Raw genomic sequence first — 17,304 nt, 5'->3', positions numbered from 1 at the left:
CAAGGTCAGCAGGAGGCTGCGCGATGGCACGGAACATCCAGTCGCTCGAACGAGCCGCTGCGATGCTGCGGCTCCTGGCGGGCGGAGAGCGCCGGCTGGGGCTCTCCGACGTGGCCTCCTCGCTCGGACTGGCCAAGGGCACGGCGCACGGCATCCTGCGCACCTTGCAGGCCGAGGGCTTCGTGGAGCAGGACCCGGCCTCCGGTCGCTACCAGCTGGGCGCGGAGCTGCTGCGCCTGGGCAACAGCTACCTGGACGTGCACGAGCTGCGCGCCCGCGCCCTGGTCTGGACGGACGACCTGGCCCGGGCGAGCGGCGAGAGCGTGTACGTGGGGGTGCTGCACAAGAGCGGGGTGCTGATCATGCACCACGTGTTCCGGCCCGACGACAGCCGCCAGGTGCTGGAGGTGGGGGCCATGCAGCCGCTGCACTCCACCGCGCTGGGCAAGGTGCTGTCCGCGTACGACCCCGTCGCGCACACCCAGGTGACGGAGGCGGAGCGTGAGGCGTTCACCCCTCGGACGGTCACGGACGGTGTCGGTTTCGAAGAGGTCCTGAGCCTGACGCGGGCGCGGGGCTGGGCTTCCGACGTCGAGGAGACGTGGGAGGGGCTCGCCTCGGTGGCGGCGCCGATCCACGACCGGCGCCGGATGCCGGTCGGCGCGGTGGCGGTGGCGGGCGCCGTGGAGCGGGTCTGCGGGGAGTCCGGGGAGCCCCGTGCGTCCCTCGTGGCGTCGGTGCGGGACTGTGCGCGCGCGGTTTCACGCGATCTCGGCGCAGGCCGGTTCTGAGCCCCCTCTAGCACGATGCGGCCACACCCTGGCCGCATCATGCCCATTTTTCGCCACATCCTGGCCATCGAATGGCTGGATTTGGTTGATCGCACCGAGTGGTAACGATCCGACACTTTGGCCTGGCCAGCCCTTGACGCATTCTTCACCTGGGCGGAAAACTGCCGTTCATCGGTCGGCATTGTCGAACAGCTACCGGCAATACGCGCTAGTATGCGACAAGGCCATGGACCGGTGCAGCACTCACCGAGTGCGCGGAACCACCGGAGGGACCCGGTGTCCGCCCACCCCTGGACGTACGTAAGGAGTCGCGGGTGTCCAGCTCCGACATCTTCATCGGCGAGACCATCGGTACCGCCCTGCTCACACTGCTCGGCGGTGGCGTCTGCGCCGCAGTGACGCTCAAGAGCTCCAAGGCCCGCAACGCGGGCTGGCTCGCCATCACGTTCGGCTGGGGATTCGCCGTACTGATCGCCGCCTACGTCTCCGCGCCGCTCTCGGGTGCGCACCTCAACCCGGCGGTCACCGTCGGCCTCGCGGTCAAGACCGGCGAGTGGGGCGACACCCCGGTCTACTTCGCCGGCCAGCTGCTCGGCGCCATGCTCGGCGCGGTCCTGATGTGGATCACCTACTACGGCCAGTTCCGCGTGCACCTGGCGGACCCGGAGCACATCCGCGACGCCAAGCTCGGTCCGGAGGACCCGCACCCGCACGACGTGGCCGGTCCCGTGCTCGGCATCTTCTCCACGGGCCCCGAGATCCGTAATGTCGTACAGAACCTCGCGACCGAGATCATAGGCACCGCCGTCCTGGTCCTGGCGATCCTCACCCAGGGCCTCCAGGACGACGGCAAGGGCCTCGGTGTCATCGGCGTCCTGATCACCTCGTTCGTGGTCGTCGGCATCGGCCTCTCGCTCGGCGGCCCGACCGGCTACGCCATCAACCCGGTGCGCGACCTCGGTCCGCGCATCGTGCACGCCCTGCTCCCGCTGCCCAACAAGGGCGGCTCCGACTGGGGGTACTCCTGGATCCCGGTGGTCGGCCCGCTCGTCGGTGCCGCACTCGCCGGTGGTCTTTACAACATCGCGTTCGCCTGATCAGCACGGCCGCGTTCGTAAGATCCGCACCGCCCTCCTGATTCCGCCTACTGACCAGACCTGCCAGGAGCAGCCACATGACCAGCAGCACCGGCCCCTTCATCGCCGCGATCGACCAGGGCACCACCTCCTCCCGCTGCATCGTCTTCGACCGTGACGGCCGCATCGTCGCCGTCGACCAGAAGGAGCACGAGCAGATCTTCCCGAAGCCGGGTTGGGTCGAGCACGACGCCGCCGAGATCTGGACCAACGTCCAGGAGGTCGTCGCCGGGGCCATCGCGAAGGCCGAGATCACCGCCGCCGACGTCAAGGCCGTCGGCATCACCAACCAGCGCGAGACCACCCTCCTGTGGGACCGCCACACCGGCGAGCCGGTGCACAACGCGCTGGTCTGGCAGGACACCCGCACCGACGCCCTGTGCCGGGAGCTCGGCCGCAACGTCGGCCAGGACCGCTTCCGCCGCGAGACCGGCCTGCCGCTGGCGAGCTACTTCGCCGGCCCTAAGGTCCGCTGGCTGCTCGACAACGTCGAGGGCCTGCGCGAGCGCGCCGAGGCCGGCGACATCCTCTTCGGCACCATGGACTCGTGGGTCATCTGGAACCTCACGGGTGGCGCCCAGGGCGGCGTGCACGTCACCGACGTCACCAACGCCTCGCGCACCATGCTCATGAACCTGCACACCCTGGCGTGGGACGAGAAGATCGCGGAGTCGATGGGCGTCCCGCTCAACGTCCTCCCCGAGATCAAGTCCTCCGCCGAGGTCTACGGGCACGTCAAGGACGGCGTCCTCGCCGGTGTCCCGGTCGCCTCGGCGCTCGGTGACCAGCAGGCCGCCCTCTTCGGCCAGACCTGTTTCGCCGAGGGCGAGGCCAAGTCCACGTACGGCACCGGAACGTTCATGCTGATGAACACCGGCGACAAGATCATCAACTCCTACAGCGGCCTGCTGACCACGGTCGGCTACCAGATCGGCGACCAGAAGCCGGTCTACGCGCTGGAGGGCTCCATCGCCGTCACCGGCTCGCTCGTCCAGTGGATGCGCGACCAGATGGGCCTGATCAAGTCCGCGGCCGAGATCGAGACCCTGGCGTCCTCGGTCGAGGACAACGGCGGCGCCTACTTCGTGCCGGCCTTCTCCGGTCTGTTCGCCCCGTACTGGCGCTCCGACGCCCGCGGTGTGATCGCCGGCCTGACCCGGTACGTCACCAAGGCGCACATCGCCCGTGCCGTCCTGGAGGCCACCGCCTGGCAGACCCGCGAGATCACCGACGCCATGACCAAGGACTCGGGCGTCGAGCTCGCGGCCCTCAAGGTCGACGGCGGCATGACCTCCAACAACCTGCTGATGCAGACGCTCTCGGACTTCCTGGACGCCCCCGTGGTGCGCCCGATGGTCGCCGAGACCACCTGCCTCGGCGCCGCCTACGCCGCCGGCCTGGCCGTCGGCTTCTGGCCCGACACCGACGCCCTGCGCGCCAACTGGCGCCGCGCGGCGGAGTGGACCCCGCGGATGCCCGCCGAGCAGCGGGACCGCGAGTACAAGAGCTGGCTCAAGGCCGTGGAGCGGTCCATGGGCTGGGTCGACGACGAAGACGCCAGCTGACCGCACTCAGCTGAGTCAATCGACGAGGAGCTAAAGAGATATGAGCAGCCTGCAGAGCGTTCCCGCCCTGGGTACGCACCCGACCGCCGGTTCGAACGCGAGCCGCGCCGAGACCCGTGACCAGCTGTCGAAGGCCACGTACGACCTGCTGGTCATCGGCGGTGGAATCCTGGGCACCTCGGTGGCCTGGCACGCCGCGCAGTCGGGCCTGCGGGTTGCCATGGTGGACGCCGGCGACTTCGCCGGCGCCACCTCCTCGGCCTCCTCCAAGCTGGTCCACGGCGGTCTGCGCTACCTGCAGACCGGCGCGGTCAAGCTGGTCGCGGAGAACCACCACGAGCGCCGGGTGCTGGCCAAGGACGTGGCCCCGCACCTGGTCAACCCGCTCACCTTCTACCTGCCGGTCTACAAGGGCGGACCGGTCGGTGCGGCCAAGCTGGGCGCGGGCGTCTTCGCCTACTCCGCCCTCTCGGCCTTCGGCGACGGCATGGGCAAGGTCATATCGCCGGCCCGTGCCGCCGCCGACAACCCGGGCCTGAAGACGGACAACCTCAAGGCCGTCGCGGTCTACTACGACCACCAGATGAACGACTCCCGCGTGGCCGTCATGACGGTCCGCGCGGCCGTCGAGTCGGGCGCGGTGGTCCTCAACCACGCCGAGGTGACCGGGCTCCGCAAGACGCGGGGCCGGGTCACCGGCGCCGAGCTCAAGGACCGTCTCGACGGCACCGAGTTCGGGGTCGACGCGCGCGTCGTGCTCAACGCCACCGGCCCGTGGGTGGACCACCTGCGGCGCATGGAAGACAAGCACTCGATGCCGTCGATCCGCCTCTCCAAGGGCGCGCACATCGTCATGAAGCGCAAGTCGCCGTGGAAGGCCGCCATGGCCACCCCGATCGACAAGTACCGCATCACCTTCGCCCTCCCGTGGGAGGACCAGCTGCTGCTCGGTACCACCGACGAGGTGTACGAGGGCGACCCGGGCGACGTGCGCGCCACCGAGGCCGACATCGCGCAGATCCTGGACGAGGCGGCCTTCTCGGTGAAGGACGCGGACCTCGACCGCTCGCTGATGACGTACGCCTTCGCGGGCCTGCGGGTGCTGCCCGGCGGCCCCGGCGGCGTGGAGAAGGCCAAGCGCGAGACGGTCGTCTCCGAGGGCGCCGGCGGCATGCTGTCGGTGGCCGGCGGCAAGTGGACGACGTACCGCCACATCGGCCGCGTGGTCATGGACAAGCTGGCGAAGCTCCCGGGCAGCCCGCTGACCGAGGACATGGAGCCGGTGAAGTCCCTCGTGCGCCGGATCGCGCTGCCCGGTGTCGCCAACCCCAACGCGGTCGCGCACCGGCTGCTGGTGGACCGTGAGCCGGGCACCCGGATGGACCCGCTCACCGCCCGCCACCTCGCCTCGCACTACGGCTCGCTGGCCTTCGACATCGCGCGCCTGGCGAACGAGGACCCGGCGCTGGCCGAGCGCATCCACCCGGACGGTCCGGAGATCTGGGCGCAGGTCGCCTACGCCCGCGACAACGAGTGGGCCGAGACGGTCGACGACGTGCTGCGCCGCCGTACGACGGTGACGATCCGCGGCCTGGACGACGAGGCCGTTCGGGCCCGCGTCGAGGAGATGCTGGGCGGCAAGGCATAGCTGTCACGCAGGTGGGGAAGAGGGGCGGTTCCGAGGGGAACCGCCCCTCTGTCGTGGGCTGTGGCCGGCGTCGTATCAAGGCTTAGGCTGACCACGTACGCAAGGGAACTTCGGAAGGAGACCTGGGTGATCGAGCTTGAGGGCGTGCCCGAGCTGATCGACCCGGTCATGGTGGCCGCGTTCGAGGGCTGGAACGACGCGGGTGACGCGGCCTCCGGTGCGGTCGCACACCTGGACCGGGAGTGGAAGGGCGAGGTCTTCGCGGCTCTGGACGCCGAGGACTACTACGACTTCCAGGTCAACCGGCCGACGGTGTGGCTGGACAACGGGGTACGGAAGATCACGTGGCCGACGACGCGACTGTCGGTGGTCCGGATCGGCGGGGCGAAGCCGCGCGACCTGGTGCTGGTCCGGGGGATCGAACCGTCCATGCGGTGGCGGTCGTTCTGCAACGAGATCCTGGGCTTCGCCCACGAACTGGGCGTGGAGATGGTGGTCATCCTCGGGGCGCTGCTCGGGGACACGCCGCACACCCGGCCGGTGCCGGTGAGCGGGGTCACCTCGGACGCGGACCTGGCGCGGACGATGGACCTGGAGGAGACCAAGTACGAGGGCCCGACGGGCATCGTGGGCATCCTTCAGGAGGCCTGTACGCACGCGGGTGTCCCGGCGGTGTCGCTGTGGGCGGCGGTGCCGCACTACGTGTCGCAGCCGCCCAACCCGAAGGCGACGCTGGCCCTGCTGAACCGGCTGGAGGACCTGATCGACATCCGGATCCCGCTGGGCGAACTGCCGGAGGACGCGCGGGCGTGGCAGCTGGGCGTGGACCAACTGGCCGCCGAGGACAGCGAGGTGGCGGAGTACGTCCAGACGCTGGAGGAGGCGCGGGACACGGCGGACCTGCCGGAGGCGTCGGGCGACGCGATCGCCCGGGAGTTCGAGCGGTACCTGCGGCGGCGGGATCCGGCGGCGGGACCGGCCGCCGAGCCGGGTGACCCGACGTACCTGCGGGACACGTCGTCCGGCCTGACGCGGCCCCCGAAGCGCAAGCCGGACCCCTCCGGGGAGGATCCGGAGCCGCCGACCGCCCCGTCCCCCGGCGAGGACGACACCCCCGAGCCGCCGGAGGCGTAGCCCGTAGCGGGCGGGCGCGGGGTGGCTGCCGCTGTGCGGAGCCGTCCCCGCCCGGGCCCTGCCCGGACCCGGACAGGGCGCTGCCCCCGGTCCGGGTGGGGCCGGGGGCAGCGCGAAGGGTGCTTACAGGGCCACGCCGAGGAGCGCGTCGACGGTGCGCGAGACGAGGCCGGGGGCCGACTCGTCGTCGCCGTCGGTGGCGTTCTGCAGCTCCACCCAGCGGTCCACGGCCGCGAGCGCCGCGGGGGCGTCCAGGTCGTTCGCCAGGGCCTCGCGGACCTCTTCGAGGACCGCGTCCGCCGCGATGCCGTCCGGCCGGGACACGGCCGCGCGCCAGCGCTCCAGCCGGGCCACCGCCTCGGCGAGGACGTCGTCGGTCCACTCCCAGTCGGCCCGGTAGTGGTGCGACAGCAGGGCGAGGCGGATCGCCGCCGGGTCCACGCCGGCGCGCCGCAGGGCGGAGACGAAGACGAGGTTGCCCTTCGACTTCGACATCTTCTCGCCGTGCAGGGCGACCATGCCCGCGTGCACGTAGGCCTTGGCCATCGGGAACTCGCCCGTCAGCACCTGGGCGTGCGAGGCGCCCATCTCGTGGTGCGGGAAGGCCAGGTCGGAGCCGCCGCCCTGGATGTCGAAGCCCATGCCCAGGTGGTCCAGGGCGATGGCGACGCACTCGATGTGCCAGCCCGGCCGGCCGCGGCCCAGCGAGCCGCCGTCCCAGCTCGGCTCGCCCGGACGGGCGGCCATCCACAGCATCGGGTCCAGCGGGTTCTTCTTCCCGGGCCGGTCGGGGTCGCCGCCCCGCTCGGCCGAGAGCAGCCGCATCGCCTCGGCGTCGAGGTTCGAGACCCCGCCGAAGTGCGTGTCGGACTCGACCGAGAAGTAGACGTCCCCGTCGAGCTCGTACGCCGCGCCCGCGTCCCGCAGCCGCTCGACCAGCGGCACGATGCCGGGTATGGCCTCGACGGCTCCGATGTAGTGCTGCGGCGGCAGCATCCGCAGGGCGGTCATGTCCTCGCGGAAGAGCGCGGTCTCGCGCTCGGCCAGCTCGGTCCAGTCGTGGCCGTCGCGCAGCGCCCGCTCCAGGAGCGGGTCGTCCACGTCGGTGACGTTCTGGACGTAGTGGACCTGCCGCTTGGTGTCGAGCCACACGCGCTGCACGAGGTCGAACGCGTTGTAGGTCGCCGCGTGACCGATGTGGGTCGCGTCGTACGGGGTGATGCCGCAGACGTAGATACGGGCGACGGGACCGGGGGCGAGGGTGATCGTCCCCTGGGTCGCGGTGTCGTGGATCTGGAGGTCGCGGCCCTTGCCAGGAAGGGCGGGGACCTCAGAAGCGGGCCAGGCATGCATGTCTCGAGCCTAACCGGACGCATGTTCCGGAAACGAACCGGACCTGCACTGTTGTCTTGATCGGCACTCTTGCGCTCTGGCCGGATCTGTGCGTGTGACGGATGGCCGGTTCAGACCGGTGGCCAGGGGATGGACGGCCACTGGCCGGACGGCTGCGGGTGGGTTCCGGTGCGCAGCAGGTGCGCCACGCGGGCCCGTACGGCGGCCAGCTCGACGGAGGTGATCAGTTCGGCCAGCCGGGTGGCGAGCGGGGCGCCCTCGGCCAGCTCGGCGGCCAGCCCGGTCAGCACCTCGCGCGCCTCGTCGGTCAGCGGCTCCCCCGCCCAGCCCCACAGCAGGGTGCGCAGCTTGTCCTCGGCGTGGAAGGTCACGCCGTGGTCGATGCCGTAGAGGCGGCCGTCGGGGGCGGGCAGCAGGTGGCCGCCCTTGCGGTCGCCGTTGTTGATCACGGCGTCGAGTACGGAGAGCCGGCGCAGCCGCGGGTCGTCGGCGTGGACGAGGAGCGCGGTGCGGCCCTCCCCGACCTCAGCCAGGGCGACGGGCTTCCAGCCCTCCCCCGCCTCCTCGCCGTCGACGAGCGCGAGGAGTCCGCCGGTGTCCCCCTCCGGTTCCGCGGATTCGACCCACCGCTGGACCATGCCCTCGCCGTACGGTCCGTCGCGGAGCACGGTGGTGGGCACCAGGCCCCATCCGGTGGCCTCGGAGACCAGGTAGGCGGCGACCTCGCGCTGGGCGAGACTCCCGTCGGGGAAGTCCCACAGCGGCCGCTCGCCCTTGACGGGCTTGTACACGCAGTCGGCGCTGGCGCCCTCGTGCGTGACGGTGCACAGCAGCACGGCGTTGGACGCCTCGCGGATCCGGCCGACGACGGTCAGCTCGCCCTTGGCGAGCAGTTCCTCGATCTCCCCCGTGTCGGTCACCCCTGGCGCCGGTAGCCGTTCTGGCGCGGGCACACGTGCCCCTCCGGGTCCAGCGGCAGACTGCACAGCGGGCACGGCGGGCGGCCGGCGTTGACCACGTCCAGGGCCCGCTTGGCGAACGCCCGGGCCTGGGCGCCGGTGAGGCGGACCCGCAGCATGGGCGGGCCGTTCTCCTCGTCCTGGAGCAGCCGCTCCTCCGCTTCGGCGAGGTCCTCGTCGGAGTCGGCGTCGAGTTCCACCAGGGCCTGGGCCTCGACGATCATCCGCTGCTCCTCGCCGTCCCAGGCGAGGGCCATGGTGCCGACGCGGAACTCCTCCTCGACGGGGACGTCGAGGGGGGCGGTGTCGGCGGCCTCGGCGGGGGCGACGGCCGGCACCGGGGCGTTGCCGCCGGTGCGCCGCACGACCTCGTCCAGCAGCTCGTCCATCCGCTCGGCCAGCGCCGCGACCTGGGTCTTCTCCAGGGAGACGCTGGTGACGCGGGGGCCGGAGGAGGCCTGCAGGAAGAACGTACGGCGTCCCGGCAGACCGACCGTGCCGGCCACGAAGCGGTCCGGGGGGTCGTAGAGGAACACCTGACGGGGCACGTCCAGTCTCCAAGTCTCGGCGGCAGGGGCAGGTCTGCGCCCTTGTGGCCCGTCCACCCTACTGCGCCGTCCGATCACGCCGCGCCCGCGCCGCCTCCCACGACCGCGTTCCCGGTGTCCTCGGCGTCCTTGTCGGAGGCGATGGCTTCCGGTTCGGCCGGACGCTTCACGAGCGGGCCGAAGTCCCCGGTGTCGCCCAGCCGGAACACGAACGGTCGGGTCGGCGTGTACCGGATGGCGGTCACCGAGCAGGGGTCGACGTGGATGCGCTGGAAGAGGTCCAGGTGCATCCCGAGGGCGTCGGCGACAAGGGACTTGATGATGTCGCCGTGGGAGCACATCAGGAAGACGGCGTCGCCGCCGTGCTCGTCCTCGACCCGCGCGTTCCACTCCCGTACCGCGTCCACGGCGCGCGCCTGCATGGCGCGCATGGACTCGCCGCCGGGGAAGGCGGCGGCCGAGGGGTGCTGCTGGACGATCTTCATCAGAGGTTCGTCGGCGAGCTCGGAGAGTTTGCGGCCGGACCAGTCGCCGTAGTGGCACTCGCCGATCCGCTCGTCGGTGTGCACTTCCAGCTCCGGCCGTGCGGCCAGCAGGGGTGCGAGGGTCTCCCGGCAGCGTTGCAGCGGGCTGGTGACGGCGGCGGCGAGCGGCACGCCGGCCAGCCTTCCGGGAAGGGCGGCGGCCTGCTCGGCGCCGCGCTCGTCGAGGCCCACTCCCGGGGTCCACCCGGCGAGCAGCCCTGCGGTGTTGGCGGTGGACCGCCCGTGTCGTACGAGGATCAGCGTGGCCATGGGTGCCAGCGTATGCGGTGCCGGTGGCGTGCGGACGGGTCGCGGGCAGGGAAGAATGCGCCGCGTGATTGTCGACTGCGCGATTTACCGGGACGGCCGCCGTACCGAGGGACAGGAGGACCTCTCCGACGCCCTCGACGAGGCGCGGGCGACCGGTGACGCCTTCCTCTGGATCGGCATGTACGAGCCGACGGAGGAGGAGTTCGACCACGTCAGCCGCGAGTTCGGGCTGCACAGGCTGGCGGTGGAGGACGCGCTGACCGCGCACCAGCGTCCGAAGCTGGAGGTGTACGACGATTCCCTGTTCGTCGTCCTCAAGCCGGTGCAGTACGACGAGGACACCGACACGGTGACCGCGGGCGAGCTGATGGTGTTCGTGGGCGATTCGTTCGTCGTGACCGTCCGGCACGGCGAGGGGGCTCCGCTGGCCGCCGTCCGCCGCCGGCTGGAGCAGGAGCCGGACGTGCTGCGGCACGGTCCGACGGCGGTGCTGTACGCGGTCTCCGACGCGGTGGTGGACCACTACATCGAGGTGGCGGCCGAGCTTCAGGTGGACCTGGAGGAGCTGGAGGCCGAGGTGTTCTCGCCGAACCCCTCGGACACCAAGAACACCGCCGCCCGGATCTACGGGTTCAAGCGGCAGGTGCTGGAGTTCCGGCGGGCGACGAACCCGCTGCTCCAGCCGATGGACCGGCTCGCCTTCGGGGAGGTGCCCTTCGTCCACGAGCACGCCCAGCCCTTCTTCCGCGACGTCGCCGACCACCTGACGAAGGCGAGCGAGTACATCGAGGGCCTGGACCGGCTGTTGTCGGACGCGCTGTCCGCGCACCTCGCGCAGATGGGCCTGCGGCAGAACGACGACATGCGCAAGATCTCGGCCTGGGCGGCGATGGCGGCCGTCCCCACGATGGTGGCGGGGATCTACGGGATGAACTTCGACCACATGCCGGAGCTCAGGCAGGTCTGGGGCTACCCGGCGGTGGTGGTGGTCATGGTGGGCATCTGCCTCGGCCTGCACCGCATGTTCAAGCGCCGGGGCTGGCTCTAGGCTGTCTCGATCTGGGCGAACTCGGCGGCCGTGACCGGTGCGCCGCCCAGCGCGTCGCGGCGCTGGGGCATCCGCAGGTCGACCATCCGGTGCCAGCCGCTGAACCGCTCGTACGCGTACGCGGCGCGGATGCCGGCGGCGAGCGCGGCCGCCTTCGGCGCGGACCAGTCCAGCAGCCGTCCCATGTGGGCCATGACGGCGAGGCTGACCTCCCGGTAGACGCTGATCTCCGCGAGCGCGCTCTCGCGCAGCACCCGCTGGATGGTGCGGCCGTGGCCCGCGCGGGCGAGGCGCAGCAGTTCCTCGTGACAGTAGGCGAGGTGGTTGGCCTCGTCGTCGCTGATCATGTGGATGGCCTTGCCGAGCTCGGGGTGGTCGCCGAAGTACCTGACGAGCAGGTCCATCTGGTCGGCGGCGCGCTGTTCCGTGACGCGGCTGTGGGCGAGGTAGACGACGATGTCCTGCTCGCTCAGCGCCTGCTCGCGGCGCAGCTTGTCGTGGGCGAGGCCGATCCCGCGGCGCTCCAGCAGCATCGTGTAGTCGGTCTCGGGCGGGACGGGGACGGGCCGCAGGCCGCGCTTGCGCAGCAGCGCGTTGAAGATGCGGCCGTGCTTGTCCTCGTCGGCGCCGTGCCGGGTGATCTTGGGTGCGAGGTCGCGCATGGCGTGGGGCACCAGGGCCGCGATGCGGGCGTTCTCCCAACCGCCCTGGGTCTCCCCGCTGGCGGCGATGGAGCAGAACAGCCGGAAGGAGTCGTCGTGGTCGACGATCTCCTGGAACACGCTGCGGGCAGAGAGCATGAACCGAGTCAAACGCCGGGCGTGGGGACCGGCAACCGAGAGGTCGCGCTACTCGTCCGAATGAACGAAACGGGGGGATGGACCGCCGCGCGTAACCCCGCGGGCACCCGGGGCGTTGTTGGCTGTGTCGGCCGTGGCGGGGAAGACCCCCCGAGCCCCCACCACGGCCGCAGACTCCTTTTGGCCCCGGGTCTTCCTAGGCCAGACCGGCCAGTTCCATGGCCTCGGTGCCGGCCCGCAGGGCGGCGATCCGCTCGTCCAGGGTGAAGCCGGCCGGCGCCAGGGTGAGGGTGGTGACCCCGGCCTCCGCGTAGGCCCGCATCCCGTCCGCGATGCGGGCGACGGGGCCGAGCAGCGTGGTCGAGTCGATCAGCGCGTGCGGGACGGCCTCGGCCGCGCCGGTCTTGTCGCCCGCCAGGTACTTGTCCTGGATCTCGGCGGCTTCCTTCTCGTAGCCCATGCGCTGGGCCAGCTGGTTGTAGAAGTTCTGCTTCCGGCTGCCCATACCGCCGACGTACAGGGCGGTGTAGGGGCGGAACATGTCCGCGAGCGCGTTCACGTCCTCGCCGAGGGCCAGCGGCACGGTCGGGCAGACGTCGAAGCCGTCCATGGTCAGCCCGGCCTTCTCGCGGCCCGCCCGGATGTGGGTGAGCGCGGTGGCCTCCAGGTGCTCGGCGGCCGGGAAGATCAGCAGGGCGCCGTCGGCGATCTCGCCGGTCTGCTCCAGGTTCTTCGGACCGATGGCGGCGATGTAGAGCGGGATGTGCTCGCGCTCGGGGTGCACGGTCAGCTTTATGGGCTTGCCCGGTCCGCCCGGCAGCGGCAGGGTCCAGTGCTCGCCGTCGTAGGTGAGGCGCTCACGGCTCATCGCCTTGCGGACGATCTCCACGTACTCCCGGGTCCGTGCGAGCGGCTTGTCGAACGTGACGCCGTACCAGCCCTCGGAGACCTGCGGGCCGGAGACGCCGAGACCGAGCCGGAAGCGGCCCTTGGTGAGGGAGTCGAGGGTGGCCGCCGTCATGGCGGTCATCGCGGGCTGGCGGGCCGGGATCTGCATGATCGCGGAGCCGACGTCGATGCGCTCGGTCTGGGCGGCGACCCAGGCGAGCACGGTCGGGGCGTCGGATCCGTAGGCCTCGGCGGCCCAGCAGACGTCGTAGCCCAGGCGGTCGGCCTCCTGGGCGACGGCGAGGTTGTCGCCGTCCATGCCCGCGCCCCAGTAACCGAGATTGATGCCGAGCCGCATGTGTCGTCCCCTTACCGGTTTACCGATCAGTAACGTTGGTGTGCGGGGACTGTAGCGTGCCAGGGCGTTCCGCGTCAGCGCCCCAGTAGTCTCAGCGCTCATGGAGCAGAGGCATCTCGGCCGCACCGGACTGCGCGTTTCCCGGATCGGCCTCGGCACCCTCACCTGGGGCCGCGACATCGGTGAGGAAGCCGCCGCCGAGCAGGTGAAGACCTTCTGGGAGGCGGGCGGCACGCTCGTCGACACGGCCGACGTGTACGGGGGCGGGGAGGCGGAGTACCTCCTCGGGCGGCTGGTGGGCGGCCTCGTCCCGCGCCGGGACCTGGTGATCGCGACCAAGGCGGGGAGCGTGCCGGACCGGGACCGGCGGTTCGACGGCTCGCGGGGGCACCTGCTCGACGCCCTCGACGCCTCGCTGGAGCGGCTCGGGACCGACTACGTCGACCTCTGGCAGGTGCACGCCTTCGATCCGGCGACCCCGCTGGAGGAGACCCTCCAGGCGCTGGACCTGGCGGTGAGCAGCGGCCGGGCCCGGTACGCCGGGGTGTCGAACTACTGCGGCTGGCAGCTCGCGAAGGCGGCGACGTGGCAGCTCGCGGCGCCGGGCGTACGGACCCGGATCGCCTCGACGCAGATGGAGTACTCGCTGCTGCAACGCGGCGTGGAACGGGAGGTGCTGCCGGCCGCGCTGGACCTCGGGATCGGCCTGCTGCCCTCGTCCCCGCTGGGGCGCGGGGTGCTGACGGGCAAGTACCGGGACGGCGTGCCGGCGGACTCCCGGGGCGCCTCGGACGCCATGGCCGCCTTCGTGGACCCGTACCTCGACGAGGCGGCGGGCCGGATCGTGGACGCGGTGGTGACGGCGGCCCGGGGGCTGGCCGTGACCCCGCTCGAAGTGGCCCTCGCGTGGATCCGGGACCGGCCCGGGGTGGTCGCGCCGATCGTGGGCGCACGGACGTCGGCGCAGCTCGCGGCGGCACTGTCGGTGGAGGCCCTTAGTCTTCCCGAGGAGATCTGCCGGGCGCTGGACGATGTTTCGGCTCCGGTGCACCGCTACCCCGATCAGGACTGGAGCACGCTGTGAGTACGGACCCTCAGGCCGATACCGCTGCCGCGGAGGACCCGGCCGCCCCGGAGGTCGAGACGTCCGCAGCCGAGGAAGGCGCGCACGAGCCCGGGTCGGGCGGAGCCGGGGCCGCAGCGGATCCGGCCGCCGGGAGCGGGGAGGGGCAGAGCCCCGCGGCGCCCGAGACCGACGCCGAGGCGGAGGCCGACGCCGACGCGGCGGAACCCGCCGAGCCGGCCGCCGAGGCCCCGGCGGCGCCCGCGCTCACCGAGGCGCAGGCCGAGCTCGCCGCGCAGAAGGTCGAGCGGGAGCGGATCGCCCGGCGCAAGGCGGAGCGGGAGGCGCCGGTCGAGGCCGGGGCCAAGCTCAGCGGGAAGGCCGCCGATCTGCTGGCCGCCGTACGGGCCGTGGAGAGCGGGGAGAAGCCCCCCGCCGTGTACTTCGACGAGGCCCCGGCCGCGCCCCGCAGGCCCGCCCCCGCCCCCGCCGCGCCCCGTCCGGCCGCCCCGGCGCCGGTGACCGCGGCGGCGCCCTCCGCCGACGCCGTCGAGGACGTACGGGCCGTGCTGGCCCGCGGTGGCGCCCCCGAGGACCTGGCCGATCCGGCCGCGGCGGCCCTCGGCGAGGGAGCCGCCGAGCAGCTCGCCGAGAACCCCTGGCGGCTGCTGTCGCTGCCCGCCGTGCGCCCGACCCAGGCGGACGGCTTCGCCCGCTCCCTGCTGGGCTCCGGGGCCGGCCCCGGGGACGAGCGCCGCACCACCGTCCTGGTGGGCTGGCTGCTGACCCAGGCCGGGCTCAAGGGGCACACCGCGCTGGAGGCCCCGGTCCTGGAGAAGGCCCTGGCCCAGTACGGCGTACCGGATCCGGCCGAAGCACTGGAGCGGGCCATCGCGGACGGCTCCGTGCTGGTCTTCCACGAGCCCCTCGGGCCGCCGGTCGAGGAGGGCGAGGAGCAGCCCGTACGTCTCCTCGTGGGCCTGGAGGGCGCCGCCATGGCCGAGGAGAGCCTGGCCGACGGCCTGGCCCGGCTGGCCGGCACCTTCGGCGGCACGGCGGACTGGGAGCAGGCCGCCGCGGCCGCGCCGGGCCCGTCCGCCGCCGAACTGATCCGTACGGTCGCGGGTCACGGCCTGGTCGCCCACACCGGCGGCGAGGCCGCGCGCGCCGAGGTGTTCGCCCTGGTCGCGGCGGCCCGGGAGCTGGGGCTGCGGGCCTGGCCGGCCGCGCACTCCCCCGCCGGCCCGGACTCCGTGACCGTGGCGGGGCTGCTGTCGGGGGCGGAGGGGCCCGGGCGGGACGCGGACGGGCAGTTCGCGCTGGACCTCCTCGTGGTGCTGGACGCGCCGCAGCTGGACGTGGAGACCGCGGCCGCACTGGTGGAGTCCGTGCCGGACGGGGCTCGGCTGGTGCTCTCCGGGGACCCCGGGGTCCTCGGGTCCGCGGGGGCCGGACGGGTGTTCGCCGATGTGCTGGCGGCCCGTACGTGCCCCCAGGTCGTCTCCCGCACGCCGGATCCGGGCCCCCTCGGGGAGCTCGTCTCCGGGGTCGGGATCGGCGAGCTGAACCAGGTCGACGCCCCCGGCAAGGAGGTCGTCATCGTCCCCGTGAAGGACGCCGGCGAGGCCGTGCACCGGGCCGTGCAGCTGGTGGCCGAGTCGGTGCCGCGGGCCTTCGGGATCCCGGCGGACGGCGTTCAGGTGATCACCCCGGGCCACGGCGGCGCCGCGGGGACGCGGGCGCTGAACGCCGCGCTCAAGGAGCGGCTGAACCCCGGTCCCGGCCGGTTCGGCGGCTTCGACCCGGGCGACCGGGTCGTCCACGTGCCGTCCCCCGGGCGGGCCCTGCCGGCCCGGGTGGTGTCGGCCGACGCCGAGGGCCTGCACCTGGACCGGGCGGGCGAGCGGATCGTCGTACCGAAGGACCTGGTCGAGTCCCGGGTGCGGCACGGCTGGGCGGTGACGGCGCATCAGGCCGTCGGCACGCGCTGGCCGGCGGTGGTCGTCGTGCTGCCGGGTGACGCGGCGCAGGCGCTGTCGCGGGACTGGGTGTACACGGCGTTCGGTCGGGCCGAGCGGCACCTGTCGGTGGTGCACGGCGTCGACCAGGCGCTGCCGCACGCGGTGGCCGAGGTGCTGCCGAAGCCGCGTACGACACGGCTGGCGGGCCTGCTGAAGGCGCTCGCGACGGCGGGCGAGCAGGCGGAGTGACCTGGGGCCGTGGCCCCCGCCCTACGGGGCGGGGGCCACGGGTGCCGGGCGGGTGCCGGACGGGGGACGGGCGGGGGGTCAGGCCGGGGTCAGCCCCGGCTCCGCGGTCTCGTCCGCGTCTTCGTCCTCGTCGTCGTCCTCTTCCTCGTCGAAGACGGAGCTGACGTCGAACCGGTGCAGCACGTCCTGCGGATCGATGTTCCCGAAGGGCGAGTTGAGCCACTCCCCCGGTTCCGCCATCTCCTCCGAGGCGGCGATCCAGAGCGTGGAGTCACCCTCCTCCAGGCCGAAGTCCTTGAAGCGGGAGGCGATCTCGTCGGGTTCGTACTCCCCGAAGAGGACGCCCAGCGCCTCGGCGGTGCCGCCGTCCTGGACGAACTCGGCGTCCCGGTCGTGCGCGGCGATCCGCTCGGCCTGGGCGATCAGCCGCGGCGGCTCGACGACGGCGTAGTCGCGGCGGATGAGCACGCTGAAGGCGGCGGGCTCGGCGGGGCCGGTGTACGGCACGCCGTCCTCGGGCGTGGGGATCTCGAAGGGGGTGACCTCGTCGTGGCGGTCGTAGAGGAGTTCGTCGTACACCTCGGCCGCGGCGGCGAGTTCGTTGAACGCCGCGTAGACGTCGGGGTCCTCGTCCCCGATCCTGCGCTCGACCGCGGCGAGGTGACGGTCGAGCGCGGCCTTGACCGCCTCGGCGGCGGCGCGTACCTCGGCAACAGTGGGAAGAGCGGCATCAGACATAGAGCAGACGCTATCCGTAGCAGGGCTCTGCCCGCACAATAGATGCGATGCCGGAATACGAATTTGTCGACGTGTACGTGCCCCGCGGGGTCCCTCGCAGCGAGGCGACCCGCCTGTTGACCGACCATGCCGAGTACGGGAACTGGGAACTCGACCGCCTGAGCCTGTACCGGGACGGCAGTCGCCGCGTGCGACTGCGCCGCCGGATCATCCGCCAGGTCCGCGCGACCTGGTGACGCGGGCCCCGGGGGCGGGGCCCGCGTCGGAAGCA

16 protein-coding genes are annotated in these 17,304 nt (G+C 72.4%); 9 read left to right on the top strand and 7 right to left on the bottom strand.

The features are described 5' to 3' along the window. The first annotated feature begins 23 nt into the window (after nucleotides 1–23). From ACFYP3_RS15685 to ACFYP3_RS15665, 5 genes are all read left to right on the top strand, one after another. Entirely contained in the window at nucleotides 24–791 is a 768-nt protein-coding gene (locus ACFYP3_RS15685) for an IclR family transcriptional regulator (RefSeq protein ID WP_388831911.1), read from the top strand. A gap of 314 nt (nucleotides 792–1,105) precedes the next feature. Further along, nucleotides 1,106–1,888, top strand: a complete 783-nt coding sequence (locus ACFYP3_RS15680; RefSeq protein WP_030720390.1) for an MIP/aquaporin family protein — start codon at nucleotides 1,106–1,108, stop codon at nucleotides 1,886–1,888. Nucleotides 1,889–1,965: 77 nt separating this feature from the next. Next, on the top strand, nucleotides 1,966–3,492 hold the full coding sequence (gene glpK / locus ACFYP3_RS15675) for a glycerol kinase GlpK (protein ID WP_388831910.1): 1,527 nt from the start codon (nucleotides 1,966–1,968) through the stop codon (nucleotides 3,490–3,492). 40 nt (nucleotides 3,493–3,532) lie between these two features. Next, nucleotides 3,533–5,140, top strand: coding sequence for an FAD-dependent oxidoreductase (locus ACFYP3_RS15670; RefSeq protein ID WP_388831908.1), 1,608 nt, complete (start codon nucleotides 3,533–3,535; stop codon nucleotides 5,138–5,140). 126 nt (nucleotides 5,141–5,266) lie between these two features. After that, a complete protein-coding gene (locus ACFYP3_RS15665; protein WP_388831906.1) occupies nucleotides 5,267–6,274 on the top strand; it encodes a PAC2 family protein in 1,008 nt (335 codons plus the stop codon). A gap of 123 nt (nucleotides 6,275–6,397) precedes the next feature. Here ACFYP3_RS15665 and mshC read toward each other — a convergent pair whose 3' ends face one another. The 4 genes from mshC to ACFYP3_RS15645 form a co-directional block, all read right to left on the bottom strand. Continuing rightward, nucleotides 6,398–7,627, bottom strand: coding sequence for a cysteine--1-D-myo-inosityl 2-amino-2-deoxy-alpha-D-glucopyranoside ligase (gene mshC, locus ACFYP3_RS15660; protein ID WP_388831904.1), 1,230 nt, complete (start codon nucleotides 7,625–7,627; stop codon nucleotides 6,398–6,400). 110 nt (nucleotides 7,628–7,737) lie between these two features. Next, nucleotides 7,738–8,580: an SCO1664 family protein gene (locus tag ACFYP3_RS15655; RefSeq protein ID WP_388831902.1), complete on the bottom strand. Its 843-nt coding sequence runs from the start codon at nucleotides 8,578–8,580 to the stop codon at nucleotides 7,738–7,740. Then, the gene (locus ACFYP3_RS15650) at nucleotides 8,544–9,134 is read right to left on the bottom strand and encodes a DUF3090 domain-containing protein (protein ID WP_319723570.1); all 591 of its coding nucleotides are present in this window, start codon (nucleotides 9,132–9,134) and stop codon (nucleotides 8,544–8,546) included. The genes ACFYP3_RS15655 and ACFYP3_RS15650 overlap by 37 nt, the downstream gene beginning before the upstream one ends. Nucleotides 9,135–9,208: 74 nt before the next feature. Further along, the gene (locus ACFYP3_RS15645) at nucleotides 9,209–9,928 is read right to left on the bottom strand and encodes a histidine phosphatase family protein (protein WP_388831899.1); all 720 of its coding nucleotides are present in this window, start codon (nucleotides 9,926–9,928) and stop codon (nucleotides 9,209–9,211) included. A 55-nt stretch (nucleotides 9,929–9,983) separates the two neighbouring features. On the opposite strand from ACFYP3_RS15645, the gene corA reads away from it, so the two are divergent. Beyond that, the gene (gene corA / locus ACFYP3_RS15640) at nucleotides 9,984–10,976 is read left to right on the top strand and encodes a magnesium/cobalt transporter CorA (RefSeq protein ID WP_388831897.1); all 993 of its coding nucleotides are present in this window, start codon (nucleotides 9,984–9,986) and stop codon (nucleotides 10,974–10,976) included. Here the strand turns inward: corA and ACFYP3_RS15635 are convergent. Next, entirely contained in the window at nucleotides 10,973–11,776 is an 804-nt protein-coding gene (locus ACFYP3_RS15635; RefSeq protein ID WP_388831895.1) for a ferritin-like domain-containing protein, read from the bottom strand. The two genes, corA and ACFYP3_RS15635, sit on opposite strands and share 4 nt — an antisense overlap. A gap of 196 nt (nucleotides 11,777–11,972) precedes the next feature. Next, nucleotides 11,973–13,022 (bottom strand): LLM class F420-dependent oxidoreductase, encoded by a 1,050-nt coding sequence (locus ACFYP3_RS15630; RefSeq protein WP_388831893.1) that lies wholly within the window; start codon nucleotides 13,020–13,022, stop codon nucleotides 11,973–11,975. Between the two features lie 100 nt (nucleotides 13,023–13,122). Here ACFYP3_RS15630 and ACFYP3_RS15625 point away from each other — a divergent pair, with 100 nt between their 5' ends. Next, nucleotides 13,123–14,106, top strand: coding sequence for an aldo/keto reductase (locus ACFYP3_RS15625; protein WP_388831891.1), 984 nt, complete (start codon nucleotides 13,123–13,125; stop codon nucleotides 14,104–14,106). Further along, nucleotides 14,103–16,295 (top strand): ATP-dependent RecD-like DNA helicase, encoded by a 2,193-nt coding sequence (locus tag ACFYP3_RS15620; protein WP_388831889.1) that lies wholly within the window; start codon nucleotides 14,103–14,105, stop codon nucleotides 16,293–16,295. Before ACFYP3_RS15625 ends, ACFYP3_RS15620 begins: the two co-directional genes overlap by 4 nt. Nucleotides 16,296–16,373: 78 nt before the next feature. Here the strand turns inward: ACFYP3_RS15620 and ACFYP3_RS15615 are convergent, their stop codons facing one another. Continuing rightward, nucleotides 16,374–17,033 (bottom strand): hypothetical protein, encoded by a 660-nt coding sequence (locus ACFYP3_RS15615; RefSeq protein ID WP_388831887.1) that lies wholly within the window; start codon nucleotides 17,031–17,033, stop codon nucleotides 16,374–16,376. A gap of 47 nt (nucleotides 17,034–17,080) precedes the next feature. Here ACFYP3_RS15615 and ACFYP3_RS15610 point away from each other — a divergent pair, with 47 nt between their 5' ends. Further along, the gene (locus tag ACFYP3_RS15610; RefSeq protein WP_030388705.1) at nucleotides 17,081–17,269 is read left to right on the top strand and encodes a DUF5703 family protein; all 189 of its coding nucleotides are present in this window, start codon (nucleotides 17,081–17,083) and stop codon (nucleotides 17,267–17,269) included. Nucleotides 17,270–17,304 lie beyond the last annotated feature (35 nt).

Source organism: Streptomyces sp. NPDC005533, assembly GCF_042871845.1.
Taxonomy (GTDB): domain Bacteria; phylum Actinomycetota; class Actinomycetes; order Streptomycetales; family Streptomycetaceae; genus Streptomyces.
The sequence above is the reverse complement of the archived record's forward strand: the minus strand, read 5'-3'. Positions and strand labels throughout refer to the sequence as shown.

Bases quoted from the DNA above. Each gene is read 5' to 3' on its own strand.
- ACFYP3_RS15685 (WP_388831911.1), top strand. From the start codon at position 24: ATGGCACGGAACATCCAGTCGCTCGAACGAGCCGCTGCGATGCTGCGG.
- glpK (WP_388831910.1), top strand. From the start codon at position 1,966: ATGACCAGCAGCACCGGCCCCTTCATCGCCGCGATCGACCAGGGCACC.
- ACFYP3_RS15670 (WP_388831908.1), top strand. From the start codon at position 3,533: ATGAGCAGCCTGCAGAGCGTTCCCGCCCTGGGTACGCACCCGACCGCC.
- mshC (WP_388831904.1), bottom strand. From the start codon at position 7,627: ATGCATGCCTGGCCCGCTTCTGAGGTCCCCGCCCTTCCTGGCAAGGGC.
- ACFYP3_RS15645 (WP_388831899.1), bottom strand. From the start codon at position 9,928: ATGGCCACGCTGATCCTCGTACGACACGGGCGGTCCACCGCCAACACC.
- corA (WP_388831897.1), top strand. From the start codon at position 9,984: ATGCGCCGCGTGATTGTCGACTGCGCGATTTACCGGGACGGCCGCCGT.
- ACFYP3_RS15635 (WP_388831895.1), bottom strand. From the start codon at position 11,776: ATGCTCTCTGCCCGCAGCGTGTTCCAGGAGATCGTCGACCACGACGAC.
- ACFYP3_RS15630 (WP_388831893.1), bottom strand. From the start codon at position 13,022: ATGCGGCTCGGCATCAATCTCGGTTACTGGGGCGCGGGCATGGACGGC.
- ACFYP3_RS15625 (WP_388831891.1), top strand. From the start codon at position 13,123: ATGGAGCAGAGGCATCTCGGCCGCACCGGACTGCGCGTTTCCCGGATC.
- ACFYP3_RS15615 (WP_388831887.1), bottom strand. From the start codon at position 17,033: ATGTCTGATGCCGCTCTTCCCACTGTTGCCGAGGTACGCGCCGCCGCC.
- ACFYP3_RS15610 (WP_030388705.1), top strand. From the start codon at position 17,081: ATGCCGGAATACGAATTTGTCGACGTGTACGTGCCCCGCGGGGTCCCT.